The organism is uncultured Thalassospira sp., assembly GCF_963976115.1.
Taxonomy (GTDB): domain Bacteria; phylum Pseudomonadota; class Alphaproteobacteria; order Rhodospirillales; family Thalassospiraceae; genus Thalassospira.
In genome coordinates this window covers 187,088-213,023 of the sequence record NZ_CAXBJJ010000011.1, presented here as the reverse complement: position 1 = coordinate 213,023, position 25,936 = coordinate 187,088, and the positions used below count along the sequence as shown (strand labels likewise).

Here is a 25,936-nt window from a genome sequence, read left to right as displayed (position 1 = left end):
CCCATTACGCCCTGCGGACTTCTCCTTGCCAGGCGGCAGACTGCGCTGGCAAAATGGGTCATATTAAAGGAAACATGCTTTAATGGCGCAAAGTTACGGTTTTCGTAACTGGAACACCGCCCTTGCCATGACACGGCGCAATTCCATCGAGATCAGTATCGAAAATCTTGGAATCGGTAAACGCTTTGCCGGTTCTTATCTTGGCCATGCCGTGTCGGGTAAAATCCTGGGGGTAACCCGCACACCCGTTGGTGGTGTCTACCGGATCGAGGTGCATCTTGATCACCCGGTCGATGTGGTGGCGTCCAAACATTTCAGCGGCTTTCGCCAGCGTATTGCTGCGCGGATCAATCGCGATTGCGAACCGGTTCTGGCATCGGGCCAGCGCGGACCGGGCCTGTCGGTTGATTTGTTGTTATAGCGTGGTCAATATCACGAATGCTGCTTTTGCCCACCCTTAATGACCAAACCCTCCGGCTGCTGCCCAATGCAGCCGGAGCCTATATTTTGCACATTGTCGTGAAAGCCGATGTTGCCCTGGTCCAGCGCCAGTTTGCCGGGAAGGTCATTAAACATGGGACATATTTTTATTGTGGGAGTGCGCGGGGGCCTGGTGGCCTTGCCGCACGGGTCAAACGTCATTGCGCCAGCGATAAAAAACCGCACTGGCACATAGATACCCTGACAATCATGCCGGTCGGCAAGGTTATGTCGGTTTTGGCTGTACCTGATGGCAATGAATGCGATTTGTGCTGCTGGTTACGTGAAAAGTTTTTACTTGCGGTTCCTGTTCCCGGTTTCGGCAGTTCTGACTGTGCGGTATGCCCCGCACATTTGCTGGCAGTTCCAGGGGGAGCCTTAATGGCGGTTAACATATTGAACAGCATCAAAAATACCGCTTCCGTCTGAGTTGAAGGGAAAATGTTCGATGTTGTTTTATGGTACTCCCTGTTTATGATCGTCGGGTATGGTCTGTATCTGTTCGTAATTGATCCGGATGGATGGAAACGCGATAGTGGTGCGGTGCCGAAGGTTTATTTCCCGGATCATTTTGCGGTTTCGGGTGGCGTTTTAATTTCTGTTAGGCCTGATACATGCTTGAACTGAAAGGTGTCGCCCTGCTGATTATTGCTGTCGTCGGGATCGGCCAGGCGCTTTTTTTGATATTATTGCTGCTTCAGGAAGGCAAACGTGCCTTTCGGGCCAATCGCTGGTTGATGTTTTTCACAGCGATCGTTTGTATTATTTTTGTTGATAAGGTTCTCGACGTTTTCTTGTCTCCATTGATACGTTTGTATCTTGCCCCTTTATTCTCGCCCTTTGTTTTTGCCTCCATTCCGGCAACTTATTTGTATTTTCGCGAAATTTCCGGTCGTCCTGTGCCGCAACCAGCCAGGCATTTCGCCATTGTTTTGCTTGTCGCCATCTGCACATCCGTCATTGTCTGGGCTATTCATAGCAATACAGATGTAAACCGCCTGTTGTTGACAGATCAGGGGCTTGGTCTGAACTGGAAGGCCCCTGTCTCGGTAACGGCGTTGATGCTGGCGATGATTGCCGTGTATTGCGGGCAATTTATTGCCTATATGATTGCGATATGGCGAACATGTCTGGTCTATCACAGGCAGGTGCAACAGCAGTTTGGTCTTGATGGGGCGGTATTGCGCAACTGGACTATCGAGTTGCTTGTTGAAACAAGTGTTATCTTTGCGATTTATACAGCGATTAACCTGTTTGATATCTTTGTATTAAGAAGCGAATGGCTGATTATTCTTGCTCATTGCGGTTTTGTTTTGGTCTTTTTTCGTATCAGTCACGTCATCGCAACCAACCCTGCGCTTTTTGTCGAGGCAGGTGTGGCTGGCGTTTATGATGTCTTGGACAAAGAGGGGGTGCCGCCTGACGGTGTACCGGGAAGCAATGCAACATCGCGCAATCTTGTGGATGAAGATGAGGTCAGGCGCATTTGTCGACGGCTAGATAAGATCGTTACGCGCGACGAGGTGATATTTGATCCCTTACTTTCGATGCCCAAGCTGGCCCAAATTGTCGGGGTGACACCTAATCAGCTTTCCTTCGTGCTAAATCGGTATCTTGGGAAAAGCTTTTTTGATTTTGTTAACTCGGTGCGAATTGATCACGCCTTGCGCTTGCTGGTCGAGGAGCCTGATCGGCAGATCCTTGATATAGCCATCAGCATCGGATTTAATTCAAAATCGACGTTCAATCTGGCTTTTAAAAAGATCACGGGGACAACACCGTCCGCCTATCGGGCCACGAATATCGCGAAAGACGTACCGCAGATCATTTGACCGAAGACAAGGTAGCGAACGCGTTTGCATCTGTTTGGGGCTGCTATTTTGGGGCTTTGAGGCCATTTTTCTGATTTTGATCGTCGAATATACGACAAATCAGGCGTTGGGCACTGTTTGCTGCCGCCAATTTTGGAAGATGATTGCTACGGGCCAAAATGATGGGTTCAATTGCGCTATGATCCCTGATTTTGCGGGCAATAACGGGATTGCCGTCATAGGAAAAATCGCCGGGCGGCAGGGTATAGGCAATGCCGATGCCTTCGCCATTGGCGGCAAGGCTGCGCATGACCTCCAGCGACCGCACCCGGTGGGCAACGGTGGGGTTATGGCCTGCATGGCGAAACAGGTTCAGCATGTGGCGGATCGACAAGCCTTCCTCAAACAGGATCAGCGGTTGCGATGCCAGATCGGCAAGGCTGACACTGCCATGTGCGGCCAATATTGAATGGGGGGCCATAAAGGCGTGCGGTGAAACCGCTTTCAGCGCCGTTTTATCGAACGCGGCGTCCAGCCCGAGGTCATAGGTCAGGGCAAGGTCGATTTGCCCTTCGCGCAGGGTGCGCGCCAGACTTTCAAAATCGCAAATGCGCCAGCGCAGGACGACATCGGGCAGGCCGGTTCGCAAGGCCTTTAACATCGGGGCAAGGTGGCCCGGTGCCAGATCATCAAAACAGCCTAATGTCAGCGTGCCATTCACATTGCGCAAGAGTGCCGCCGGGTCTTCCAGCCTTTGTGCCTGTGCCAGCAGGGTTTGGGCTTCGGCGATATAGTTTTGGGCAAACGCGGTCAGGGTGATCGGGCTGCCTTTGCGGCGGATAAACAGTTTTTGTCCCAGCCTGTTTTCCACCAGTGTCAGTGCCACCGACAATGCCGGTTGCGACACATGCAGGTTTTGCGCCGCCTGTGCCAGGCTTCCGGCATGGGCAACAGCCACCACATATTCGATCTGACGCAGGGTTAAATATAACATCAGATTAATTATAACTTTAGAATGTATTATTGGAAACTATTTAGCAGGCACGGCAAGCTGGTGACATTGCCAAGCAGGAGTTTCCCCATGCCCCAATCCGCCACGCCGCATTCCGCCACGCCGCACTTTCTTGTATCCCCGTCCGATATTGAAACCTTTCAACGCGATGGTGTGGTTTTGATCCGCGGGCTGTTCGCCGACTATGTTGACCAACTGGCCGCCGGGATCGAAACCAATATGAGCCAGCCCGGCCCCTATGCCGCCGAGAATTTGAAGGAAGGGGAAGGCGGGCGGTTTTTCGATGATTATTGCAACTGGCAGCGCATTGGCGAATTTGAACAGGTGATCTGCCGATCCCCGTTGGGCGAAGTTGCGGCGGATTTGATGTGCTCGCAAGGGGTGCAATTGTTTCATGATCATGTGCTGGTCAAAGAACCGGGCACGTCCAAGCCCACGCCGTGGCATCAAGATAGCCCGTATTATTTTGTTGAAGGGCAGCAAACCATCAGTTTCTGGTCGCCGCTGGACCCGGTGCGCGAGGCATCCTTGCGCTGTGTTGCGGGGTCTCACACATGGCCGCGTGCGGTATTGCCAACACGGTGGTTGTCAGAACAAAGTTTTTATCCCGACGAGGCCGATTATATGCCCATCCCCGACCCGGATGCCGACGGCATGGACATTCGCGAATGGGAAATGGCGCCGGGCGATGCCGTGGCCTTTGATTTTCGCATATTACACGGCGCGCGCGGCAATTTGACGGGTAACCGCCGTCGGGCTTTTTCGGTGCGGCTGGTGGGGGATGATGCCCGTTATGTTGACCGCCCCGGTCCGACATCGCCGCCCTTTCCCGGGCATGGCATGCAAGCCGGGCAAAAATTGCGCGAGGACTGGTTTCCGACGATTTTTCAGCGGTGATGTACCGAGATATTTGACGGGGCTTTATCGCGGCCTATGGGGCGGTTTAACCGCCCGTCATGCTCATATGGCGCGCAACCGCGGGTTTGGCCCCTTTGCGCTCGATGATAAAATCGTGGCCCTTGGGTTTAAGCAGCATGGCGCGGTCCAGGGCGGCATCAAGCAGGGCGGGGTCATTTTCGCGCAGGATTTCGCGCAGGTCGATATGGTCTTCCTGGCCCAGGCACATATAAAGGGTGCCGGTGCAGGTGATGCGGACCCGGTTGCAGCCTTCGCAGAAATTATGGGTGAGAGGGGTAATGAAACCAAGGCGTCCGCCGGTTTCGGCAACGCTGACATAGCGGGCCGGGCCGGGAGTGACATGGTTGCTGGGCACCAGCGTCCAGTCTTTTTCCAACCGTTCGCGCACCACGGTTAATGGCAGGTAATGGTCGGTCCGGTCGCCATCAATATCGCCGAGCGGCATGGTTTCGATCAGGCAAAGATCAAACCCTTCCTGCCCGCACCAGGCCAGCATGCGCGAAAATTCGTCTTCATTCTGGCCGCGCAGGGCAACCGCGTTGATCTTGATGCCAATACCGGCTTCCTTGGCGGCTTGCAGGCCGGTCAGGACCTGTTCTAACCGTCCGCGCCGGGTGATCTCGGCAAATTTCTGATGATCCAGCGTATCAAGCGAGATGTTTAACCGTTTGACTCCGGCCCGGGCCAGATCATCGGCATAGGTGGCAAGCTGGCTGCCATTGGTGGTCAGGGTCAGTTCATCAAGCGCGCCCGATTTCAAATGGCGTGACAAACCGCGGATCAGATCCATGATGCCACGCCGCACCAGCGGTTCGCCGCCGGTCAGGCGCAATTTGCGCACACCGCGTGCAATAAAGGCCGAGCAAAGCTGATCAAGTTCTTCAAGCGTCAGGATCTGTGATTTGGGCAGAAACGTCATGTTTTCCGCCATGCAATAGGTGCAGCGAAAATCACAACGGTCCGTTACGGAAACCCGTAAATACGAGACATGACGGCCATATTTGTCGATCAGTGGTTTGTGCACGGTTTTGCTGCCTGCATGTTATGTGGTCTGTTTGCCCCCGATCCTCCGGGTGACCGATAGTTTATAACAGATAGTTCATATATGGGGGCACGGGCAAGGCCCGCCACCTCACTTTTTGCGGAGCAAGGCGGAGGTCAGGCCTGATGATCCTCCTGCCATGTGGCGGCCTCGCGATTATGCAGGGCGGCAACGTCGCGGTCGATATGGGCCATAACACTACGTAATGTGGTGACTTTGCTGTGGTCAATTTCGGCGGCTAGCAGGGCGGAGCGTTCCGGGTTGGCGAGAATGGAACGGACATCCCGAAACAGGGCCTGGACCAGTTTGACAAAATGATCTTCGGTAAATTCCCATTGCGTTCCGTTGCGGTGCATATTGTCGTTCACCAGCTGGATGAACCAGTTTTTGCGCTTTTCGTAATCGGCAAAATGCATGGCCATGCGCACAAAAACCATTGTGATCTGGGTAGATACCAGCGGATTGGCCGAAAGATGATCCCAGAAATCGGTGGCATCGCGCATTTCGTCTTCTTCACTGGCGTGAGTATCGACAATGGCCCGAATTTCAGAATCGATCTGTTCGATGGTGTCGGCCCCGACCATCATGCGGATCACCTGAAAAAACGGATGCAGCATTTCACGCGACAGCGCGCCATGTTCCAGATCGCCTGCTTCGCGGCCTTCAAGCAAATAGGCAAAGCGGCTGACCATCAGGCGGCCAAACGGGTCGTTGCGGATGGACGGGGTGCGCCGGGCATTGGCGGCGTTGACTTCGGATTCCAGAGCATACCATGCATCGTCAAACAGTTTGGGTTGCGCCTTTAATGATGCCAGCGCCTTGTTGATGTCTTCCACACGGATTTCATTTCCCTGGTTGCGGGCCTTTTCTGCCAGCCCGTTGGCAAAACGTTCCAAAACGGCCCAGGCGGCGTCGTGGTGGCGTTTTTTAAAGCTGTCGGCTGCCAGCGGCGTTTCAGTGTTTGTCATTTAAGGTGTCCGCAATTGTTCGGGGTCATGAAAACGCAGGTGTTAAGCACGGTCCGTTGAGGCGACAGTCTAGCGCGGGAACCCGCGATGTTGCAGTCAAAAATCGACTGTCATTTTTCCGGCGCAATAACTATCGTCGATATCCGCCGGTTTGGGGCTGTTTTATTCGTAACCGATGGCCGGTTCGACAATTTCCAGCACCACATGGCGCGTCCGAATAATCTGGCGTCCGGCTTCTTCGAAATTAACCGCAAGCCGGTCGCCATCAACGGCCTGAATGCGGCCAAGCCCCCAGTCAGGCTGAGAGGGGTGGCGAACAATGGTGCCTGGTGTAAGAAGAAAATCCATAAAAACTGTGATCCCAACCGTTAAGGGTGTTTTTCAGGGGCACATTTCGCAGGCATCTGACCATTTTTGCATCGGGCCAGGCGAAATCTGCTCTCAGGGTGTTATTTATTTAACCTGTTTGGACAAATCTAGCATCGCAAGGCACGGCAGACAAAGGGCGAAAAATGGCATCTTGCCAAATTGCCCTGCCTGCCGGTGCGATTTTGGCCTATCATGTAAATAAGGTTTTAATACCTGTTTTGCACATTAGGGCCTGGATTCCCGTCTTGCGGGGCGAAATCCGTTTGTTTTTATGTGGGGATGCGGTTTTTTGGGGAAACCGCACCGTCAGAATCTGGAGCACAGTGCATGCAACAGGACAGGCAGCTAGAGCTTATCCTGATAGAACTTATCAGCTCGCGAATTTGTCATGATCTGGTTGGTCCGGTTGGCGCCGTAAATGCCGGGGCCGAACTGATGGACGAAGCGGGTGGTACAGATGATGAAGCCCTGGCCCTGATGCGCCGCAGCGGACAGGAGGCCCAGCGCCGCCTGCAACTGTTTCGCATGGCTTATGGCCGGGCCGGTAACAGTGTTGATGCATCGACACTGCACAAGACGGTTACGCAGGCATATGAGGCCGATGGCAAGGTAACGCTGGTCTGGACGGACTACCGTGGCATCGATGCGGTAACCGGCAGAGTTGTCCTGAACATGATCATGATGGCCCGCGAGGCCCTGCCATTTGGCGGCGAAATATCGGTTCAGCACGACTCCGAAAAGAAAATTCGAGTCGTCGCACAGGGAAAACGAGCCGCAATCCGGCCGGAAATTGAAAAGGTTCTTTCAGGCCCGGTTGACCCGCAAGAGCTTGATCCGCGTAACATTCAGGGCTTTTTTGCCCGGAACCTGGCTGAAAAAATGGGGCGGACTCTGGCGGTAGAGGCAAAAGAAAATTCAGTTACTTTGATCTATGTTTAAAAAAATTGCAGTCCCAGTATAGTAAAACCGTATGCTAGGCTCTACCTACATGGTAGCTCTCGTGTAAGACGAGAAAAAGAATTTAGTGGGCAGATTTGATGCGGTTGACGTCCCGGGTCCGGTGATGGTCTGATTGCCGGCATTGTGGAGGGGGTATATGGACGATCTTTTAAGTGAATTTCTGACCGAAACTTCGGAAAGTCTTTCGACGCTTGACGTCGAGCTGGTGAAACTTGAGCAGAACCCGAACGACCCGGATATTCTATCGAATATCTTCCGTCTGGTTCATACCATCAAGGGCACTTGCGGATTTTTGGGGTTGCCGCGTCTGGAAGCTGTTGCTCATGCGGGTGAAAACGTGCTGGGCAAAATTCGCGATGGCGAGCTGATTGTTACGCCCGATGCCGTGACGCTGGTTCTTGAATCGATCGACACGATTAAATATCTGTTGAGCGAACTTGAAACCAACGAAACGGAGCCGGAAGGAAACGACGCAGACCTGATCGCCCGTTTGAACTATTTTGCTGATACTGGCAACCTGCCTGCCGCTGGCGATACGCTGGCCACGCCTGCCGAAAGCGCCCCGGCTCCCCGGGCGAAGATTTTTCTCGAGCCTGAAGTTGCAGCAGAGCCCGAACCTGAACCGAAGCCCGAAGCCCCCAAGGCACCTGCCGCTGCGGCCAAGCCGCCCTCGGCGCCGAAATCGCAGGCCGTTCAGGCCGCTGTTGACGCGGCGCATGATGCCGGTGCCAAGGCTGACCCGCATCATCGCAACGAAGCCAAGGAAAGCACGGTTGCGGCACAGACCATTCGTGTGAATGTCGAACTGCTTGAAAACCTGATGACACTGGTTTCCGAACTGGTGTTGACACGTAACCAGCTGTTGCAGATGGTGCGTGGCAAGGATGACAGCGAATTTACCGTGCCCTTGCAGCGTTTGTCGCACATCACCACCGACCTTCAGGAAGGTGTGATGAAAACCCGTATGCAGCCGATTGGGAATGCATGGGCGAAATTGCCGCGTATTGTGCGCGATCTGGCCCTTGAAATGGGTAAAAAAATCGATCTGCAAATGATTGGTGCCGATACTGAACTGGACCGTCAGGTTCTTGAATTGATCAAGGACCCGCTGACGCACATGGTTCGGAACTCTGCCGATCATGGCCTTGAAGATATTCAGGGCCGCCGGGATGTTGGCAAGCCTGAAACCGGAACGGTCACTTTGAACGCCTATCATGAAGGCGGTCACATTATTATCGAGATTTCCGATGACGGGCGCGGACTGAACGTCCCACGGATCAAGGAAAAGGCACTCAGCAACGGCCTGGTGTCCGAAGGCGAACTGGAAAGCATGTCGGATCAGCAGATCCACCAGTTCATCTTCAAAGCCGGTTTTTCTACGGCTGAAAAAGTCACCTCGGTGTCTGGTCGTGGTGTCGGTATGGACGTGGTTCGGACCAACATTGAAAAGATTGGCGGTACGGTCGAACTGAAATCGGTTGAAGGTCGCGGGTCGAGCTTCATCATTAAAATTCCGCTGACCCTGGCCATTGTTTCGGCCTTGATTGTTGAAAGTGGTGGCGAACGCTTTGCCATTCCGCAAATCAGCGTTCTGGAACTGGTCCGCGCCTCCAGCAATTCCGAACATTGCATTGAGCGTATCCACGACACACCGGTTCTGCGCCTGCGCAACCGTTTGCTGCCGCTGGTCACGCTCAAGAAAATTCTGGGGCTGGATGAAGCCGACGAAAGTGATGTCGATGAAGAAGCCTTCATCGTCGTGGCCCAGGTTGGCACCTACAGTTTTGGTATTATTGTTGACCGTGTGTTTGACACCGAGGAAATCGTGGTCAAGCCGGTCGCCCCGATCTTGCGCGATCTGTCGCTGTTCTCGGGCAATACCATTCTTGGTGACGGCAGCGTCATTATGATTTTGGATCCGAACGGCATTGCGACCCGGACCGGTGAAATTACGGTTGGTGGTCAGCAGGGCGTTGAATCCAAAGCCAAATCTGAAAGCTCTGACCGCGAAACCACCTCGATGCTGGTGTTCCGCGCGGGCGGTAACGAAATACGGGCCGTGCCGCTGGCACTGGTGGCACGACTGGAAGAAATCGATGTTGAAAGCATTGAATATTCCAACGGTCGTCCGCTGGTTCAGTATCGTGGCAAGTTAATGCCGCTGGTGTTTATTGATAATGCCTATCAGATGAAAACCGAAGGTCGACAGCCGACCCTGGTGTTCCAGGATCGCGAACGGACCATGGGGCTTGTTGTTGACGAGATCGTTGATATTGTTGACGATGTGCTGAATGTTGAGCTGACAGCTGACCGCGATGGTCTGGTTGGGTCTGCCGTGGTTGATGGCAAGGCAACGGATCTGATCGATGCGGGCTATTACCTTGAGCTGGCCTTTAGCGACTGGTTTGGCAAGGAAGAGGCAACTGGCGAAAAGAAAAAGGTGCTGTTGGTTGATGACAGCCCGTTCTTCCGCAATTTGCTGACGCCAATGCTGTCGGTTTCGGGCTTTAAGGTGACGTCGGTTGAAAGTGCTGAACAGGCGATTGAACTGAAAAACAGTGGTGCGCTATTTGACGCCATTATCAGTGATATTGAAATGCCCGGCATGAACGGCTTTGAATTTGCTGAAAGCCTGCAAAAAGATGAGGCCTGGGGTGAAATTCCGATTATTGCCCTGTCCTCTCATACCAGCGAAGAAGATTTCGAGCGGGGACGTCGTGCCGGGTTTAGCGATTATGTCGCTAAATTTGACCGCGAAGCCCTTGTGTCGACCCTGATCCAGACGCTGGCAGCTGTCTAAGTCGAAGGTAAAGTATCATGAGTGACAAAAACGCACTTGTCCCCAGTTCTGATCGCCAGACGGCCCTTGATCTGGGGGGATCAACCAAGGATTTCGTGACGGCGACAATCGGCAAACAGATGTTTGGCATTCCGGTTTTGACCGTACAGGATGTGCTTGGTCCGCAGCGGATTACCCGTATTCCGCTTGCGCCGCCAGAAGTAGCCGGTTCTTTGAACCTTCGCGGGCGTATCGTTACGGCGATCGATGTGCGCAAGCGTCTTGGCTTGCGCAACAAAGAAGACGAAGATCCGGGAATGAGCATTGTTGTTGACCTGGGGGGCGAACTTTATAGCCTGATGGTTGACCAGGTCGGGGAAGTTCTGAGCGTGCCGCAAAACGCATTTGAACGGAACCCGGCAACACTTGATCCGCGCTGGCGGGAATTTTCCGACGGGATTTTCCGTTTGGAAAAGACCTTGCTGGTTATTCTTGATGTGACCCGGTTGCTTGATTTTGCCGGGTCTGTGAAGCAGGCGGGCTGATGCCTGTCTGTTAAAGATGTACCGGGCGCGCCCGGCGCCCGGATATTGCCGGTCGTGGCTTAACAAGTGAAATTGCGAGAAGGAAGTCGATGAAGAGTTGTCTCGTCGTCGATGATTCAAAAGTCATCAGAATGGTGGCACGCCGTATTCTCGAGGAATTGGGATTCGAGGTTGTCGAAGCCGAAGACGGCATGGAAGCACTTGAAAAGTGTTTTTCCGACATGCCTGATGCCGTGCTGCTTGATTGGAACATGCCGATTAAAAGCGGCATTGATTTCCTCCGGGATTTGCGTGCAGCGCCAGGAGGGGATGAACCCGTTGTTGTGTTCTGCACCACGGAAAATGACCTGGAACATATCCAGGAAGCCATTACCGCCGGGGCAAATGAATACATCATGAAACCCTTTGATAGCGAGATCATCCAGGCCAAATTTGAACAGGTTGGCCTGATCTGATCCTTGTGGCCGCGACATCATTTGGGGCGTTGCGGCCTTTTGACCAAGCGGGAACATCGTATCTGTGGAACAAAACCACATCGATCCACCATACAAAGTCCTGATCGTTGACGATTCGGCAATTGTACGCGGGCTTATCGCGCGTATGTTGCAGGACGATCATGATATCGAAGTCGTCGGGGCTGTTGCCAACGGGGAAGACGCCCTTGGTGTCATGCATGATGGTGGCATTGAAACCGTCGTTCTCGATATCGAGATGCCGGTGATGGACGGTTTGACCGCCTTGCCGAAAATCCTCGAGATTGATCCGACGGTGCGCGTGATCATGGCATCGACCCTGACCAAGCGAAATGCTGATATCAGTTTCCGTGCCATGACCCTGGGCGCGGTGGACTATATTCCCAAGCCTTCCTCGGCAAAGGACCTTAATGTTGGTTCGGGGTTTCGTAGCGAACTGATCGACAAGGTCAAGGCATGGTCCGAACAACGTCGCAAGATGCTCGAACAGTCAGCTGCATTTGACGCGGGTGAATTTGACGAGGAGACCGATCCTGGTGCGATGCCATATTCGGACTCGCTGGCGGATGCTGGCACAGAAGTGCCTGTCAATGCGGATGCGGGTTTTGCCGATGCCGCAGAAAATGTGGCTGCGGATACCCCGGAACATGAGAGCGCCGACATCGACGGTGAAAAGCCGTTTCGCGCCGAATTGTCGGTCGACCATCAGGTGTTGCAAAAAACCGGGCGGATCCAGCGCAAACGGTTTACGGCCGAACTGCGCCCCCGACCGATGCAGCAACCGATGCGCCCGCAAATGCGGCCAATGCCCTCTGCGCCCATGCGGAACCAGGATGACGCTGCGCCGATGCCAGATCGCGGTTCTGCCCATGCCCAGCCGGGCGGTGCTTATCCGCCGCGTGATCCGGGCCGCCTGATTGAAGAAGCTGCCGTTGCTGCGAAAAAGGCGGGCATTGTTCCCGTTGGCGGGGCGCCTGCTTCGGGCCATACTGCCAAGGCCCATTTGACAGGCAAGCCGTCAGTCGCGCGCGCGGCACCCGGCGAGGGCACTGCGCCTGGGGCGAAAAATACGGACCCGGCCTCTGCGCGGGCTGCGGGGCAAAAACGTGATGTTCCTGCCCGCACGCCAGCACCGGCACGTCCGGCCGACAGCAAGGCCAAACGGGGATCGGTCGTTGGCAATGCCCCGGCACCGGCACGACGGGGGCGCAACAATCAGGGCCCGGTAACCCTGCAGCCTGAAAAACATATCAACGTTGAAGCGATTGCCATTGGCAGCTCCACGGGCGGGCCACAGGCATTGTTTGAAGTTTTGCGCGGCCTGGTGGGGGTGCGTCAGCCCATTTTTATTACCCAGCATATGCCCGCCACGTTCACGACCATTCTGGCCGAACATATTACCCGTTTGACCGGGTTGAAGTGCGGCGAAGGGGTGAATGGCGAAAACGTTGAGCCAGGAAGGGTTTATTTGGCCCCTGGTGATTACCATATGGTCGTTGAGGGGCGCGGTAATAATCGCCGGATCGCCCTAAACCAGAATGCGCCGGAAAACTTTTGCCGTCCGTCCGTTGATCCGATGTTGCGCAGCCTTGTTGACAGTTATGGTGGTAATTTGCTGACAATCATCCTGACCGGAATGGGCCAGGATGGTATGTTGGGGGGGCGCAATGTTGTCAGCGCTGGCGGCATGGTGGTGGCACAGGACGAAGCAACCAGCGTGGTATGGGGAATGCCCGGAGCTGCCGCCCATGCCGGGGTTTGTACGGCGATACTGCCAATAGGGGGCATTGCCCCTTACGTGAAAAAATTTGCCGGAGGTCGTTAACACAAGATGCTGAAGCCGGAAGACTTTGATTTCGTTAGCAAACTGATCAAATCCCGCTCGGGCCTGGTCCTGACGCAGGATAAGTTCTATTTGCTCGAAAGCCGGCTCATGCCGATTGCGCGCAAGCGTGGTCTGAAAGACCTCGGCGAATTGATCGGCGCCTTGCGTGGTATGGACCGAACATTGATTGAAGATGTGGTCGAAGCGATGACCACCAACGAGTCTTTTTTCTTTCGCGATACCAAACCGTTCGATCAGTTTCGCCATGTTGTGTTGCCCCATATGATCAAGGCGCGGGCCAGCAAACGTCATTTGCGCATCTGGTGTGCGGCGGCGTCTTCGGGGCAGGAACCCTATTCGCTGGCCATGATCCTGCAGGATTTTGCCAGCCAGCTGGCGGGATGGCGGATTGAAATTATCGGCACCGACATTTCGCGCGAGATCCTGAACAAGGCGCGGGCCGGTCTTTATTCGCAATTTGAAGTTCAACGTGGTTTGCCAATTGCCCTTCTGGTCAAGCATTTTCAGAAGGCTGAAGACATGTGGCAAATTTCGGCTGATTTGCGCGCCAAGGTTCAGTACCGCGAATATAACCTGCTGGAAGATTTAAAGCCGCTGGGGCAGTTCGACGTTGTTTATTGCCGCAACGTGCTGATCTATTTTGATCAGCCGACCAAAACCGATGTGCTGTCGCGTATTGCGGCACAAATGCCCGATGACGGCTTTTTGTTTTTGGGTGGTGCTGAAACCGTGCTGGGCATTTCTGACAAGTTCAAGCCCCTTGTTCGTCAGCGCGGTATTTATCAGCTTAACCGTCCAGGCGCGCCGGATGTTGATGTGACCGCCCTTGAAAAAGTGCAGGCTGCCGCAGGTGCGGCACCCGGGGCAGCAGGTGGTTTTGCCTTTCCCAAGCCCAAAGCAATGCAGACGGGCGCTGCTGGCAGCACCGCAGCCACGACGCCCTCAACGGCACGCCCATCGACGACCAGCACAACACCGCGCCCTTATGGTGCCGGAAGCACAGGCGCGGGGACGACAGGAAGCAGTACCTATAGCCGTCCTGCACCAAGTGGAACGGGGACTGCGGGTTCTGGCGGTGTTGGAACGTCACGCTATGGTACCGGTGGTGTGGCGGCAGGTGGCAGCGGCACGTCAAGCAGCGGTTATCAGCGCCCGGTAACCCCGGCAACTCCTGCGGGCGCGGACACAGGAAGCAAATATTCCTCCACCCGTCCGGCATCCTCTACTTTTGGTCGGACGTACCCGCGCAAGCCCGACGACAAAAAAGATTAAACGTGCTTTATATTCCGCGATAAACGCCCGGACTTTCAGCCGGGCGTTTGTTTGCGATGTTGTCTTGAGACAAAAAACACCTCGCCACGTTATGTACGGCGAGGTGTTTTTTGCTGTGCAGATAGCGGCACTGCCATTCAGGCTGCTGCGTGCGCACCATTACTTTCCGGGTCACGCAGCACATAGCCACGGCCCCAGACAGTGTGAATGTAATTATCGCCTTCGGTCGCAGACTGGATTTTCTTGCGCAACTTACAGACAAAGACGTCAATAATTTTCAGTTCCGGTTCATCCATGCCGCCATAAAGATGGTTCAAGAACATCTCTTTGGTCAGCGTGGTGCCCTTGCGCAAGGACAGCAATTCTAAAATGCCATATTCCTTGCCGGTCAAATGCAAGGGCGACCCGGCCACATCGACGGTGCGGGCATCAAGATTGACATGCAATTTCCCCGTCGCAATAACCGATTGCGCATGCCCCTTGGACCGGCGAACAATCGCCTGGATGCGGGCTAACAGCTCGGTTTTGTCAAATGGCTTGGTCAGATAGTCGTCCGCGCCAAACCCCAAACCTTTTACCTTGTCTTCGGTTTCAGTCAGGCCCGACAAAATGAGAACCGGTGTTTCCACCCGCGCATCGCGCAGGCGACGCAAAACCTCGTACCCGTCAATGTCGGGCAACATCAGGTCCAGCAAAATAATATCGTAATCGTATAGTTTACCAATCTCGAGGCCGTCTTCGCCCAGATCGGTGGTATCCACAACCATGCCTTCGGATTTCAGCATAAGCTCTATGCTGTCCGACATGGCGTCGTCGTCTTCTACAAGCAGCACCCGCATTTTCCGCTCCGCTCCGTTACCATATTCCGCAATAAATCTTGTGTTTATCCGGATTGTCCCGGCTATGCCCCAACAGCAGCCGTATCATGGGATTTTTCCCGTTTTGTTAACGATACGTTGCTTTGCGACTCGTGGCAAGCAGACGAGTCGCCATTTATTAACTTTTTTACCGCCATATTGTTCCCGTCATGACCAAGTAAAGAATTAACAGGGGTTTAAGGCCCTTTCCCTAGGTCAGAACTTTGGCGTCATTACGGCCAAAACGACGGGCGGCTTTGAAAATTTGGTCTTATCGCCTATATTTGGGGCATAGAACGCCGGTTTCCGCCCCCGCGTCGCAAACCATTCTTCCCCAGCAAAGCAGGGCCCCATGTTTCAGATTGGCAAAAACATTATCGCCGACCTTCGCCACATCCCCGAATACTGGGTGGTTGGCCGTGTGACGGCTGTTTTGGGGTTGCTGGTTGAAATTGGGGGTGTTGAAGGGGCAATGTCGATTGGTGACCGGTGCAAGGTTGTTCGTCGTGATGGCGAAGCCGTAATTTGCGAGGTTGTCGGCTTTCGCAGTGAACGCGCCCTTTTAATGCCCTTTGGCGCGCTTGATGGCATTGGTATTGGATGTCAGGTTGAATTGTCCGATACCCAGCCGCAAATTTACCCCGATGATGGCTGGTTGGGCCGCGTGATCAATGCATTTGGCGATCCGGTCGATGGCAAGGGGCCATTGCCGCAGGGCAATGTTCCCTATGCCATCCGCCGGACCCCGCCGTCGGCCCATACCCGCCAGCGCGTTTCGGGCAAGCTGGATTTGGGCGTGCGCGCGATGAACACTTTCCTGACCTGCTGCCGGGGGCAGCGCATGGGTATTTTCGCCGGTTCCGGCGTTGGTAAATCCAGTATGTTATCGATGATGACGCGCCATACCACATCCGATGTATCGGTGGTCGGGTTGATTGGTGAACGTGGCCGTGAAGCGCGCGAATTTATCGAGGATGATTTGGGCGAGGAAGGTTTGCGCCGGTCTGTTGTGGTGGTGGCCACATCGGACGAACCTCCTTTGATGCGCCGTCAGGCCGCTTATATGACAATGGCGGTTTCCGAATTTTTCCGCGACCGCGGGCGTGATGTGTTGTGCATGATGGATTCCGTGACCCGGTTTGCCATGGCCCAACGTGAAATCAGCCTGTCGACCGGGGAACCCCCGGCGTCAAAGGGGTATACGCCAACCGTGTTTGCCGAACTGCCGCGTTTGCTGGAACGGGCCGGGCCGGGCGGGCCGGGGCAGGGGTCGATTACCGGGCTGTTTACCGTGCTGGTGGATGGGGATGACCATAACGAACCCATTTCCGATGCCGTGCGCGGTATTTTGGATGGTCACGTGGTGCTGGACCGTGCAATTGCCGAACAGGGCCGCTACCCGGCGATTAATATATTGCGCAGCGTATCGCGGACCATGCCGGGATGTAATAACGAGTATGAAAACCAGATCGTGCGCCGTGCCCGGCAATTGCTGGCAACCTATAACGACATGGCGGAATTGATCCGGCTGGGGGCCTATCGCCGCGGGACGGATACCAAGGTGGACGAAGCCATTCATTATTTCCCCCTGATCGAGGAATTTTTAAGCCAGCGCAAAAATGAATGTACCCGCCTGGCCGAAGGTTATGCCGATTTGGCCCGCAGGCTGGATATGACCCCGGTTGAGGGGGGGAACGCCCAGGTGGCCGGTAATGCAGGCCATGCAGCCCGACCAGGCGGGACGGTAAACAGCCAGTCGCGCCAAACGCCGACCGATTTGAACGCGGCCAAACGCGCCCTTGGTGGGGGATAGCTATAAAGCCTGAAGCTTGCTGGTGGTATATTCGGGCATAGGCGGGCTTGTGCCTGTTCCTGTGCCTGCGTGGGGCTGTAACGCGGGCTGATTGGCGATGATAAAGCAAGAGACATAAGAAAGGCTGCCAGATGGCCAAGGATTTTAAGACCCTTGTGCGTATTCGCAAATGGACGCTGGATGAAAAACAGCGCGAATTGGGTGACATGTTGCGTGTGCTGGAACAGTTGATTGAACAGCGCGAAGAACTGGGTCGGGCATTAATAGCCGAACAAAAGGTAGCGGCGGAGAACCCGCATACGGCAGGTTTTGCCTATGGCAATTTTGCCAATGCCGTGATTGCTGAACGCGCCGCCCTTGTCGAGCAGATTGCAGCACAGGAAGCCAAAATTGACAGTTTCCGCGATGTGGTGGCCCAGGCGTTTAAGGATATGAAAACTGCCGAAATTTCAGAGCGGAACCGTGTTGCCACCGTGCGCGCCGAAGAGGACCGCAAGGAACAGGAAAACCTCGATGAAATTGGGTCACGTGCCGCCACGCGCAAAGATAGCCTGATGTAGGGGGGGGCAGTCCTGCGTCTTGGTGGCGTTTATGGCGCGTTCTGGTCCAGTATATGGCCCTTTGTAATGCCGGTGATATGACATAATTGTGCCGGGGTCAGGCAAAATACACTGCGCGGCGTGCCTGCCGCCAGCCAGATGGCGGGTTTTGCCAGCAGCTTTTCGTCAATCAGTGTTCGTATGGCATTGGCATGACCAAAGGGCGGTACGCCCCCAATTGCATATCCGGTATGGTCTTTGACCTGTGTCGCATCGGCCTTGCCAATGGCTTCGCCAATCACGGCTTCAACCTTGTTTTCGCAAACCCGATCCGCCCCGTTCATAATGATCAGGACCGGGGTTTGTGTATTTTTACCCTGAAATATCAATGATTTGCCAATGTCACTGATGTCGCAGCCAACGGCCCTTGCTGCATCGGCGGCTGAACGGGTGCCATCGGGAAATTCCAGCACATCAATATCAGCCAAACCGGCTTGTTCAAAGGCGGCGGCAAGTCTGGCGGGGGGCGCTATTTTTTTCATAACCTGGCGGCTGCTTTGCGGGCTGTGATGAATAATGATTAAAAAGAATAGCTTTTTACCAATTTCTTGCCAAAACATTTCACCATGAAATTTGTTTTGGGCGATAACTTTTGCCTTTGCGACTCTGTGACCGATTGGGCGACGTGAACCTGAAGCCATTCCAGAGATGTAAATTAATCCGCACTTTGCAAGTATTCTGATTTCCCTGCTGATTGTATGACGTGCTGTTTTGGGGATGATTTCACCCGGTGAGGACAATTTTTGCCGATTATTCTGGCGCCGTAAGTTTGATAATGATAATCCTTCTCATGTCATTTGGGGGCCTTGTTTGTTAAGCCCTTCCTTTCTGCCCCCATTTTAAAACCTGTGAACACGTCGTTATCACCTGCGGTTTGTTGTTGATTGCCTGTTGGCATTTGGCTTCATCGCATGAAGGAGTGTGCCTTATGAAATTTAAAGCCCCCTGGATTGCCAGGATTGGTGCTGCCGGTCTTGGTGTGTCTGCATTGTTGATGTCATTGCCTGCACAGGCGCTTGAATATCCCATTGGTGAACCCCAGCAGGGGGGCGGCCTTGAAGTGGCAGCGGTCTATTTGCAGCCAATCACCATGGAACCCAAGGGGATCATGCGGCCTGCCGAGACATCTGATATTCATCTTGAGGCGGATATTCATGCCTTGGCTGATAATAAAAACGGCTTGGCAGAAGGCGAATGGGCACCGTATCTGGACATTGGTTATACCCTGACCAAACTTGATGATGGCAAAACTGAATCCGGGATGCTGATGCCGATGGTTGCCAATGACGGCCCGCATTACGGCGACAATGTTAAATTGATGGGGCCGGGAAAATACCGTTTGACCCTGGATGTTGCACCGCCTGCTGCCGCATCGAAATTCGGGCGTCACATTGATAAGGAAACCGGCGTTGCGCCGTGGTTTAAACCTTTCAAAAAGAACTATGACTTTGTTTTTGCCGGTATTGGCAAAAAGGGCGGTTATTAAAACGGCCTGTGAAGCTGGCGCGTGTTTGACGTGCCAGCTTTTTCAATCTGCTTGTTAATCAAGGAAATAGGCATGATGCAAAAATGGAAACAGGCTGTTTTCGCGATTTGGGCCGTTATCCTGGTCGGTGCGGGCCTGGCATGTTTGCCCGGTGCGGCACAGGCCGACGAGATGCAAGTCATCCATATGGATATCAAAGACGGTGTGATTACGCCCAACCGGATCGAGGTTGCAGCGGGCACCACGTTTAAAATTATGGTGACCAATTCGGGCAGCAGCCCGGCGGAATTTGAAAGTTTGCGTTTGCACCGCGAAAAGGTTTTGGCACCGGGTGTGACATCCTTCGTCGTGATCCGTCATCTTTCTGCCGGGACATACGAATTTTATGACGAATTCCATATGGATCAGAAAACGGCCAATGGCGTTATTGTTGCGAAATAGGAAGCCGGGCGACCTCGACGGTGCCCGGTATTTGTGAAGCGGCCTTGATGACATGACGATATTCACAAAAATTGTAAATGGTTCTGGTGCCGTCCCGTCCGGGCGGCTTTTGGCGTTTGGAATGTGGTTGCGCAACCACCAGGTGCTGGTTCGTCGCCTGCAATGGGCGGTGGTCGGCATTTATGCGATATTGCTGATTGTGCCGGTTCTTATGCCTTTGCCCGGTCTGGCGTCGCATATCTGGAACAATGTGACCGTGTTTGCACAGTTCGTGTTCTGGGGCATTTGGTGGCCCGGTGTGCTGGTGTCGATGTTGCTGTTCGGGCGGCTGTGGTGCGGGCTTTTGTGCCCGGAAGGGGCGCTGACGGAGTTTGCCAGTCGCCACGGGCGGGGCCGTGCCATTCCGCGTTGGGTCCGCTGGCCGGGCTGGCCGTTTGTGGCGTTTGTTCTGACCACTGTCTATGGGCAAATGATCAGCGTTTATCAATATCCGGCACCGGTTTTGCTTATTTTGGGCGGATCAACGCTCGGGGCGATGATTGTTGGTTATCTTTACGGGCGTAACAAGCGGGTATGGTGCCGGTATTTGTGCCCGGTGAACGGTGTTTTTGGGGTGTTGGCCAAGCTGGCCCCGATGCATTACGGTGTTGATCGTGCGAAATGGGACCTGAATGCCGCAACCCACAGCCACGAGCACCGGTTTAACTGTGCGCCCTTGGTGGCGGTGAAAAACATGGAAAGCCCGTCGCCCTGCCATATGTGTGGCCGCTGCAGCGGTTTTCACGATGCCGTTGCCCTTCAATCCCGTTCTCCCAATGATGAAATTGTGCGTTTGTCGGGCCGCACGGCAACAATTTGGGACAGCTTGTTGATCATTACCGGCCTGATGGGCGTTGCCATCGGCGCCTTTGAATGGAGCAGCAGCCCGTGGTTTGTCGAGATCAAGCAGATGTTGGCGATGGCACTGGTGAACCACAATATTATCTGGCCGTTGCAAGCGACTTTGCCCTGGTGGATTTTAACCAATTATGCCGCCCTGAATGACGTGCTGACCGTGCTCGATGGTGCCGTGTTGCTAGGTTATATTGCCGCAACCGCGCTTGTCCTGTCGGTTTTGATTTCGATCCCCTTGAAGCTGGCCTGTCGGGTGACGCGTTCGCGTGGCGGGCAGCCCTTTTTCCATTTATCCCATGCACTGATTCCGTTGGCGGCCAGTGGGGTTATTTTGGGGCTATCGGCACAGACGGTAACGTTGCTGCGGGCGGACGGTTTTGCTTTGGCATGGGTGCCAATGGCGCGCCTGGCCCTGCTGATCGCGGCAACAACCTGGTCGTGGTGGCTGGGAACCTCAATTTTAGTTCGCAAGGATGGGGGGGCTGTGCAAAAGGTTGCCGCGTCGTTGCTGTTTGCGCTGGCGCTGGTCGCACCTGTTTATGCGTGGGTGTTGATGTTCTGGATCTGGTAGGCAGACATGAAGGATGCCGCCGCGTGCCCGATCAAAATGGCAGCGGCGGCAACCGGTTTATTGGTCGGTGCCGGTTTGGTATTTAAGCTGGTTTTTCTTTTTGCGCTGACGGTTAAGCAGATTAAGGGTTTCCACCGACAGGCTGAAAGCCATGGCAAAATAAATATAACCCTTGGGAACATGTATTTGTACACCGTCCAGCAGCAAAACAAACCCGACCAATATCAGAAACGACAGGGCCAGCATTTTGATCGACGGGTGTTTGTCGACAAAATCGCCAATCATGCGCGCGGCCATTAACATCACCCCCACCGATATGATCACGGCCAGCATCATGACGGTAAGATGGTCCACCAGGCCCACAGCGGTGATCACGGAATCAAGCGAAAAGATAATATCAAGCAGCATGATCTGAACAATGGTGCCAATAAAACCGGCAACGGGTTTTGCTTCATGTTCGCCCGGTTCATCAATGGTGTGGTGAATTTCCATCGATGCCTTGGCAATCAAAAACAGGCCACCAACAATCAGGATCATGTCGCGTCCGCTAATGGCGCGGTCAAATATTTCAAACAGGGGGGCGGTTAGTTCCATGACCCATGCGATGCAGGCCAGCAGCAACAAGCGCATCAGCATGGCCGCCAGCAGGCCCGCGCGACGGGCCGCTTTTTGCTGCTTTTGCGGCAGTTTAGAGACAATCACCGACAGAAAAACGATATTGTCGATGCCCAGAACAATCTCAAGGGCGGTCAGTGTTGCAAGACCTACCCACATATGGGGGTCGGTGATCCAGTCAAACATTGGTGTTTCCATTTCAGGGGTGTGGCCTTGCGGCATCGTCGCACCAAGATGTGTTTGGCGCGGTCTTAACGCAAGCGTGAATTGATTTCACAGGCCATAGGCCCGACAACAATTTAGTGCAGATTGGTAACGGCGGCAAAAATTGATTGTTCCGGTGTGCCCACAAAGCAACCATCGACATGCACGCCGATTTTAAAAGTTCAGGGGGAAGGAACACATATGCCCAAATTAATCGCCGGTTTAATGGTGGCGGCAACGCTTGGCGCAAGCCTGACTGGATTTTCCCCCCGTGCCAGTGCAGACCCGGCCCCGGATATGCAAAACTGGGATGCGGTTTTAAAACAGGCCAAGGGCCAAACCGTTTACTGGTATGCCTGGGGCGGGGAGCCGCGCATTAATGATTATATTGCCTGGGCTGGTAACCAGGTGCAGGAAAAATACGGCGTTACCGTCAAACAGGTGAAACTTGCCGATACCGCCGATGCGGTTTCAAAGGTGGTTTCGGAAAAGGCCGCAGGTATTACCGATGGCGGGGCGGTGGATATGATCTGGATTAACGGTGAAAATTTTGCCGCGATGAAGCGCAATGATTTGCTGTTTGGGCCGTGGGCGGAGCAAACCCCGAACTTCAAATATGTTGATGTGGCGGGCAAGCCAACCACGGTGAACGATTTTACCGTGCCGACCGATGGGCTTGAAGCCCCGTGGGGCATGGCGCAGCTTAGCTTTTTTGATGATACATCACGGGTGAAAACCCCGCCACACAGTGCGCAGGAATTGCTGGCATGGTTGCAGAACCATCCCGGTCGGTTCACCTATCCGCAACCGCCCGACTATATGGGGTCATCCTTTTTAAAACAGGTTTTAACCGAACTGGTTGATGACCCGGCGGTTTTGCAAAAACCGGCTGATGAGGCCGATACGCAAAAGGTGTTAGCGCCACTTTGGGCTTATCTGGCAAAAATGCAGCCGCTTTTGTGGCGCGATGGCAAGGCATATCCGGCCAATGGGGCGGCCTTGCGTGCCATGATGGCCGATAATGAAATTGATATCGGCTTTTCTTTTAGTGCGGCCGAGGTTTCCTCGGCGATTGCCAATTTCGAACTGCCCGATAGTGTGCGCAGCTTTGTGTTTGATGGGGGCACCTTGGGCAATACCAACTTTGTCGCCATTCCGTTTAATGCATCGGCCAAGGCCGGGGCGGTGGTGCTGGCTGATTTTTTGATGTCGCCTGAAGCCCAGTTGCGCAAGCAGGACCCGGAAATCTGGGGCAGTTTTACCGTGCTTGATATGGATAAAATTCCACCCGCAGATCGCGAAAAATTTGACATGCTGGATTTGGGTGTTGCCACCCTGTCGCCTGCCGAAATGGGCAATGTGTTGCCCGAACCGCACCCAAGCTGGATGGAGCTGGTCGAACGTGAATGGCAAAAACGTTATGGCGTTGCCAAATGATTTTGCCAGCTTTCGTTTTCGGGTCGTGCCATTGTTGTGGCTGCAAATGGTCCCGCGCGGCTGTGCCAGGCGTATGTTTGTTGTGACGGGGGATCTGTGCCCAAGCTGCTAAAATATGCGCCGGGTTTAACCGTGTTTTTAATGGTCGGGCCGTTATTGGCCGGGCTGTTGGGCACGGTGTTGCCTGCTTTTGGCTATTTACCGGCCTTGGGTGGCGGGCAATGGTCGCTGTCGGCGTGGCAGGCTTTATGGGCGCAGCCGGGATTGCTGATTTCAATAAGGTTATCGGCGGTGACGGGGCTGTTGGCAACGGGGATTTCCTTTGGTGTGGTCATGCTTTTTTGCGCGGCATGGCAGGGCACACGTGCCTTTGGCCTGATGCAGCGGGTATTGGCACCGATTTTGTCGGTCCCCCATGCGGCAGCGGCCTTTGGCATTGCCTTTTTAATTGCCCCGTCTGGCTGGATCATGCGGGGTTTTGCCGCCCTTGGCGGCTGGGACCGCCCACCCGATATTATCACCGTGCAAGATGGCTGGGGGCTGGCGCTGGTGGTTGGGCTGGTGGCAAAGGAAATACCATTTTTGTTTTTGATGACGCTGGGGGCCCTGCCCCAGGCCGATGTCGAACGCACCCGCCATATTGCGTTAACCCTGGGATATGGGCGCATAGCGGGCTGGTTTAAAACCGTGTTGCCGCGTATTTATCCGCAAATCAAATTACCGGTTTTTGCGGTTTTGGCCTATTCGGCGTCGGTGGTTGATGTGGCGATGATTTTGGCCCCCACCACACCGGCCCCGTTGGCGGTGCGTATTTTACACTGGGTGTCCGACCCGGATTTATCGATGCGCTTTATGGCATCGGCCGCCGCCCTTGTTCAGTTGGGCGTGGTTGTCGGCCTGATTGTCCTGTGGTGGGTGGGTGAAAAAACAGTCGCCCGGGCGGGGCGTGGCTGGGCCGAGGCCGGGGGGCGCTATCGCCAGGAGGGGGCCGCGCGCGTGGCGGCGGCGGCTTTGGCGGGGATCAGTGCTGCCTTGGTGTTGTTGGGCATTGCCGGTTTGGCGCTATGGAGTATTGCCGGGTTTTGGCGCTTCCCCGATATGCTGCCGGGGCAATGGAGCGTAAAATTATGGCTGCGCGAATTGCCTGCGCTGGGCGATGGGATGATCAACACCATCATCATTGGCGGGGCGGCGGTGTTGCTGGCGATTATTTTGGTGGTGGCCTGCCTGGAATGTGAACAGCGTAACGGTGCCCGGCCCGGACGCGGGGCCTTGTGGCTGATTTATGTGCCTTTACTGATGCCGCAAATCAGTTTCATGTTTGGTTTGCAGGTGTTTTTCAGTTTTTTGGAGCTGGAACGCACGCTGGTGTCGGTGGTGCTGGCCCATTTGATTTTTGTGTTGCCCTATGTGTTTTTATCACTGGCCGACCCGTTTCGCGCCCTTGATACGCGGTATCGCCAAACCGCCTTGTGTTTAGGGGCATCGCCCGACCGGGTGTTCTGGCAGGTGATTTTGCCGTTATTAACCCGGCCCGTTTTGGTGGCCATTGCGGTTGGCTTTGCCGTTAGTGTCGGGCAATATTTACCGACATTGCTGATTGGTGCCGGGCGCTTTGCCACCCTTACCACCGATGCGGTGGCCTTGGCGGCGGGCAATGACCGGCGCATGATTGGTATTTACGGTATTTTGCAAACCATTTTGCCGTTTATCGGCTTTGGCATCGCCATGATTATTCCCGTAACCCTGTTTCGCCGCCGTCGTGGTATGCAGGGTGGTCTATGAAACAACCCGATAAAAACACCGGCCTTACGCTGGATGATGTTCGCATTTCGGTAAGGGGCCAACAATTATGCGATGTCAACCTGACGGTTGCGGCAGGCGAGATCGTTACTGTGATGGGCCCCAGCGGTGTTGGCAAATCATCCTTGCTGGCATATGTGTGCGGTACATTGGCGTGCGGGTTTGATGCCGTGGGACGTGTCTTTTTAAATGGCACGCAGATCGATACCCTGGCCCCGCAAGACCGCCATGTCGGTATTCTGTTTCAGGATGACTTGCTGTTTCCGCATTTATCGGTGGGGGGCAATCTGGCTTTTGCCTTGCCTGCGCATATCAAGGGCCGGGGGCTGCGCCGTGACGCGGTAGAGCAGGCCCTGTTAACGGCCGATCTGGCAGGTTTTGCCGACCGTGACCCGGCAACATTATCGGGCGGGCAGCGGGCCCGGGTGGCGGTGATGCGGGTTTTGCTGTCGCAACCGCGTGCCTTGTTGCTTGACGAACCTTTTTCCAAACTTGATGCAACCCTGCGCGATCAGTTTCGCCGCTTTGTGTTTGATCAGGCCCGCAAACAGGCCTTGCCCACCTTGCTGGTCACCCACGACCCCGACGACGCCAGCGCCACCGGCGGGCCGATATTGACACTGATGGCGCAAAACGACGATGTCATCGTGCCCTAAGCACACCGATCAAGGCTGGCATCTGTCTAAAAATCGACACAGGGGTATGATGCTATTGCCCTGAATTTGCGCTGTTAAAAATGTG

At 54.5% G+C, this 25,936-nt stretch carries 24 protein-coding genes and 1 pseudogene; 18 read left to right on the top strand and 7 right to left on the bottom strand.

What is annotated here, in order from left to right; all coding sequences use genetic code 11:
- Positions 1-82: 82 nt before the first annotated feature.
- The 3 genes from AAC086_RS16180 to AAC086_RS16170 all read left to right on the top strand — a co-directional run bounded on the left by AAC086_RS16180 (position 83) and on the right by AAC086_RS16170 (position 2,312).
- On the top strand, positions 83-421 hold the full coding sequence (locus AAC086_RS16180) for a glyoxalase superfamily protein (protein ID WP_339780186.1): 339 nt from the start codon (positions 83-85) through the stop codon (positions 419-421).
- Positions 422-438: 17 nt separating this feature from the next.
- Positions 439-909, top strand: a complete 471-nt coding sequence (locus tag AAC086_RS16175) for a GIY-YIG nuclease family protein (protein WP_339780184.1) — start codon at positions 439-441, stop codon at positions 907-909.
- Positions 910-1,217: 308 nt separating this feature from the next.
- Positions 1,218-2,312 carry a helix-turn-helix domain-containing protein gene (locus AAC086_RS16170; protein WP_339780182.1) on the top strand — a complete coding sequence of 365 codons (1,095 nt, stop codon included), beginning with the start codon at positions 1,218-1,220 and terminating at the stop codon, positions 2,310-2,312.
- Between the two features lie 43 nt (positions 2,313-2,355).
- Here the strand turns inward: AAC086_RS16170 and AAC086_RS16165 are convergent, their stop codons facing one another.
- The gene (locus AAC086_RS16165; RefSeq protein ID WP_339780181.1) at positions 2,356-3,285 is read right to left on the bottom strand and encodes a LysR family transcriptional regulator; all 930 of its coding nucleotides are present in this window, start codon (positions 3,283-3,285) and stop codon (positions 2,356-2,358) included.
- Between the two features lie 87 nt (positions 3,286-3,372).
- On the opposite strand from AAC086_RS16165, the gene AAC086_RS16160 reads away from it, so the two are divergent.
- Positions 3,373-4,200, top strand: a complete 828-nt coding sequence (locus AAC086_RS16160; protein ID WP_339780179.1) for a phytanoyl-CoA dioxygenase family protein — start codon at positions 3,373-3,375, stop codon at positions 4,198-4,200.
- Positions 4,201-4,246: 46 nt separating this feature from the next.
- Here the strand turns inward: AAC086_RS16160 and moaA are convergent, their stop codons facing one another.
- From moaA to AAC086_RS16145, 3 genes are all read right to left on the bottom strand, one after another.
- Positions 4,247-5,245, bottom strand: a complete 999-nt coding sequence (gene moaA, locus AAC086_RS16155; RefSeq protein WP_339780177.1) for a GTP 3',8-cyclase MoaA — start codon at positions 5,243-5,245, stop codon at positions 4,247-4,249.
- 134 nt (positions 5,246-5,379) lie between these two features.
- Positions 5,380-6,231, bottom strand: coding sequence for a hypothetical protein (locus tag AAC086_RS16150; RefSeq protein WP_339780176.1), 852 nt, complete (start codon positions 6,229-6,231; stop codon positions 5,380-5,382).
- 162 nt (positions 6,232-6,393) lie between these two features.
- Positions 6,394-6,579 (bottom strand): DUF3553 domain-containing protein, encoded by a 186-nt coding sequence (locus AAC086_RS16145; RefSeq protein ID WP_339780174.1) that lies wholly within the window; start codon positions 6,577-6,579, stop codon positions 6,394-6,396.
- A gap of 348 nt (positions 6,580-6,927) precedes the next feature.
- Between AAC086_RS16145 and AAC086_RS16140 the strand changes: the two genes are divergently transcribed.
- The 6 genes and pseudogenes from AAC086_RS16140 to AAC086_RS16115 all read left to right on the top strand — a co-directional run.
- A complete protein-coding gene (locus AAC086_RS16140; RefSeq protein WP_339780172.1) occupies positions 6,928-7,539 on the top strand; it encodes a histidine phosphotransferase family protein in 612 nt (203 codons plus the stop codon).
- 157 nt (positions 7,540-7,696) lie between these two features.
- Complete coding sequence (locus AAC086_RS16135; RefSeq protein ID WP_339780170.1) at positions 7,697-10,360, top strand: hybrid sensor histidine kinase/response regulator; 2,664 nt, start codon at positions 7,697-7,699, stop codon at positions 10,358-10,360.
- A 17-nt stretch (positions 10,361-10,377) separates the two neighbouring features.
- The gene (locus tag AAC086_RS16130; RefSeq protein WP_339780168.1) at positions 10,378-10,884 is read left to right on the top strand and encodes a chemotaxis protein CheW; all 507 of its coding nucleotides are present in this window, start codon (positions 10,378-10,380) and stop codon (positions 10,882-10,884) included.
- Between the two features lie 89 nt (positions 10,885-10,973).
- On the top strand, positions 10,974-11,339 hold the full coding sequence (locus tag AAC086_RS16125; protein ID WP_339780167.1) for a response regulator: 366 nt from the start codon (positions 10,974-10,976) through the stop codon (positions 11,337-11,339).
- A gap of 64 nt (positions 11,340-11,403) precedes the next feature.
- Positions 11,404-13,182: a chemotaxis protein CheB gene (locus tag AAC086_RS16120; protein ID WP_339780165.1), complete on the top strand. Its 1,779-nt coding sequence runs from the start codon at positions 11,404-11,406 to the stop codon at positions 13,180-13,182.
- Between the two features lie 9 nt (positions 13,183-13,191).
- Positions 13,192-13,992 (top strand): annotated as a pseudogene (locus AAC086_RS16115) (protein-glutamate O-methyltransferase CheR); the annotation flags it as partial.
- Positions 13,993-14,612: 620 nt separating this feature from the next.
- Here the strand turns inward: AAC086_RS16115 and AAC086_RS16110 are convergent.
- Complete coding sequence (locus AAC086_RS16110) at positions 14,613-15,314, bottom strand: response regulator transcription factor (protein WP_085589642.1); 702 nt, start codon at positions 15,312-15,314, stop codon at positions 14,613-14,615.
- A gap of 370 nt (positions 15,315-15,684) precedes the next feature.
- On the opposite strand from AAC086_RS16110, the gene fliI reads away from it, so the two are divergent.
- Positions 15,685-17,145 carry a flagellar protein export ATPase FliI gene (fliI, locus tag AAC086_RS16105; protein WP_339780161.1) on the top strand — a complete coding sequence of 487 codons (1,461 nt, stop codon included), beginning with the start codon at positions 15,685-15,687 and terminating at the stop codon, positions 17,143-17,145.
- Positions 17,146-17,276: 131 nt separating this feature from the next.
- Positions 17,277-17,705: a flagellar FliJ family protein gene (locus AAC086_RS16100; protein WP_339780160.1), complete on the top strand. Its 429-nt coding sequence runs from the start codon at positions 17,277-17,279 to the stop codon at positions 17,703-17,705.
- A gap of 29 nt (positions 17,706-17,734) precedes the next feature.
- On the opposite strand, the gene AAC086_RS16095 is transcribed toward AAC086_RS16100, so the two are convergent.
- Positions 17,735-18,226 carry a YbaK/EbsC family protein gene (locus AAC086_RS16095; protein ID WP_339780158.1) on the bottom strand — a complete coding sequence of 164 codons (492 nt, stop codon included), beginning with the start codon at positions 18,224-18,226 and terminating at the stop codon, positions 17,735-17,737.
- Between the two features lie 446 nt (positions 18,227-18,672).
- On the opposite strand from AAC086_RS16095, the gene AAC086_RS16090 reads away from it, so the two are divergent.
- From AAC086_RS16090 to AAC086_RS16080, 3 genes are all read left to right on the top strand, one after another.
- Positions 18,673-19,230 carry an iron transporter gene (locus tag AAC086_RS16090; protein WP_339780156.1) on the top strand — a complete coding sequence of 186 codons (558 nt, stop codon included), beginning with the start codon at positions 18,673-18,675 and terminating at the stop codon, positions 19,228-19,230.
- Between the two features lie 72 nt (positions 19,231-19,302).
- On the top strand, positions 19,303-19,671 hold the full coding sequence (locus AAC086_RS16085) for a cupredoxin domain-containing protein (protein ID WP_339780155.1): 369 nt from the start codon (positions 19,303-19,305) through the stop codon (positions 19,669-19,671).
- A 52-nt stretch (positions 19,672-19,723) separates the two neighbouring features.
- Complete coding sequence (locus tag AAC086_RS16080; protein WP_339780153.1) at positions 19,724-21,136, top strand: 4Fe-4S binding protein; 1,413 nt, start codon at positions 19,724-19,726, stop codon at positions 21,134-21,136.
- Positions 21,137-21,193: 57 nt separating this feature from the next.
- Here AAC086_RS16080 and AAC086_RS16075 read toward each other — a convergent pair whose 3' ends face one another.
- Entirely contained in the window at positions 21,194-21,937 is a 744-nt protein-coding gene (locus AAC086_RS16075; RefSeq protein WP_339780151.1) for a TerC family protein, read from the bottom strand.
- A 219-nt stretch (positions 21,938-22,156) separates the two neighbouring features.
- Between AAC086_RS16075 and AAC086_RS16070 the strand changes: the two genes are divergently transcribed.
- The 3 genes from AAC086_RS16070 (at position 22,157) to AAC086_RS16060 (ending at position 25,851) form a co-directional block, all read left to right on the top strand.
- Positions 22,157-23,392 (top strand): ABC transporter substrate-binding protein, encoded by a 1,236-nt coding sequence (locus tag AAC086_RS16070; protein WP_339780150.1) that lies wholly within the window; start codon positions 22,157-22,159, stop codon positions 23,390-23,392.
- Between the two features lie 96 nt (positions 23,393-23,488).
- Positions 23,489-25,177, top strand: coding sequence for an ABC transporter permease subunit (locus AAC086_RS16065; RefSeq protein ID WP_339780149.1), 1,689 nt, complete (start codon positions 23,489-23,491; stop codon positions 25,175-25,177).
- Complete coding sequence (locus tag AAC086_RS16060) at positions 25,174-25,851, top strand: ATP-binding cassette domain-containing protein (protein WP_339780148.1); 678 nt, start codon at positions 25,174-25,176, stop codon at positions 25,849-25,851. The genes AAC086_RS16065 and AAC086_RS16060 overlap by 4 nt, the downstream gene beginning before the upstream one ends.
- Positions 25,852-25,936 lie beyond the last annotated feature (85 nt).

Excerpts from the sequence above, each read along its gene's own strand:
- AAC086_RS16180 (WP_339780186.1), top strand. The coding sequence starts at position 83 with ATGGCGCAAAGTTACGGTTTTCGTAACTGGAACACCGCCCTTGCCATG.
- AAC086_RS16175 (WP_339780184.1), top strand. The coding sequence starts at position 439 with ATGCTGCTTTTGCCCACCCTTAATGACCAAACCCTCCGGCTGCTGCCC.
- AAC086_RS16170 (WP_339780182.1), top strand. The coding sequence starts at position 1,218 with ATGTTTTTCACAGCGATCGTTTGTATTATTTTTGTTGATAAGGTTCTC.
- AAC086_RS16165 (WP_339780181.1), bottom strand. The coding sequence starts at position 3,285 with ATGTTATATTTAACCCTGCGTCAGATCGAATATGTGGTGGCTGTTGCC.
- AAC086_RS16160 (WP_339780179.1), top strand. The coding sequence starts at position 3,373 with ATGCCCCAATCCGCCACGCCGCATTCCGCCACGCCGCACTTTCTTGTA.
- AAC086_RS16150 (WP_339780176.1), bottom strand. The coding sequence starts at position 6,231 with ATGACAAACACTGAAACGCCGCTGGCAGCCGACAGCTTTAAAAAACGC.
- AAC086_RS16145 (WP_339780174.1), bottom strand. The coding sequence starts at position 6,579 with ATGGATTTTCTTCTTACACCAGGCACCATTGTTCGCCACCCCTCTCAG.
- AAC086_RS16140 (WP_339780172.1), top strand. The coding sequence starts at position 6,928 with ATGCAACAGGACAGGCAGCTAGAGCTTATCCTGATAGAACTTATCAGC.
- AAC086_RS16135 (WP_339780170.1), top strand. The coding sequence starts at position 7,697 with ATGGACGATCTTTTAAGTGAATTTCTGACCGAAACTTCGGAAAGTCTT.
- AAC086_RS16130 (WP_339780168.1), top strand. The coding sequence starts at position 10,378 with ATGAGTGACAAAAACGCACTTGTCCCCAGTTCTGATCGCCAGACGGCC.
- AAC086_RS16125 (WP_339780167.1), top strand. The coding sequence starts at position 10,974 with ATGAAGAGTTGTCTCGTCGTCGATGATTCAAAAGTCATCAGAATGGTG.
- AAC086_RS16110 (WP_085589642.1), bottom strand. The coding sequence starts at position 15,314 with ATGCGGGTGCTGCTTGTAGAAGACGACGACGCCATGTCGGACAGCATA.
- fliI (WP_339780161.1), top strand. The coding sequence starts at position 15,685 with ATGTTTCAGATTGGCAAAAACATTATCGCCGACCTTCGCCACATCCCC.
- AAC086_RS16100 (WP_339780160.1), top strand. The coding sequence starts at position 17,277 with ATGGCCAAGGATTTTAAGACCCTTGTGCGTATTCGCAAATGGACGCTG.
- AAC086_RS16095 (WP_339780158.1), bottom strand. The coding sequence starts at position 18,226 with ATGAAAAAAATAGCGCCCCCCGCCAGACTTGCCGCCGCCTTTGAACAA.
- AAC086_RS16090 (WP_339780156.1), top strand. The coding sequence starts at position 18,673 with ATGAAATTTAAAGCCCCCTGGATTGCCAGGATTGGTGCTGCCGGTCTT.
- AAC086_RS16085 (WP_339780155.1), top strand. The coding sequence starts at position 19,303 with ATGATGCAAAAATGGAAACAGGCTGTTTTCGCGATTTGGGCCGTTATC.
- AAC086_RS16080 (WP_339780153.1), top strand. The coding sequence starts at position 19,724 with ATGACGATATTCACAAAAATTGTAAATGGTTCTGGTGCCGTCCCGTCC.
- AAC086_RS16075 (WP_339780151.1), bottom strand. The coding sequence starts at position 21,937 with ATGTTTGACTGGATCACCGACCCCCATATGTGGGTAGGTCTTGCAACA.
- AAC086_RS16070 (WP_339780150.1), top strand. The coding sequence starts at position 22,157 with ATGCCCAAATTAATCGCCGGTTTAATGGTGGCGGCAACGCTTGGCGCA.
- AAC086_RS16060 (WP_339780148.1), top strand. The coding sequence starts at position 25,174 with ATGAAACAACCCGATAAAAACACCGGCCTTACGCTGGATGATGTTCGC.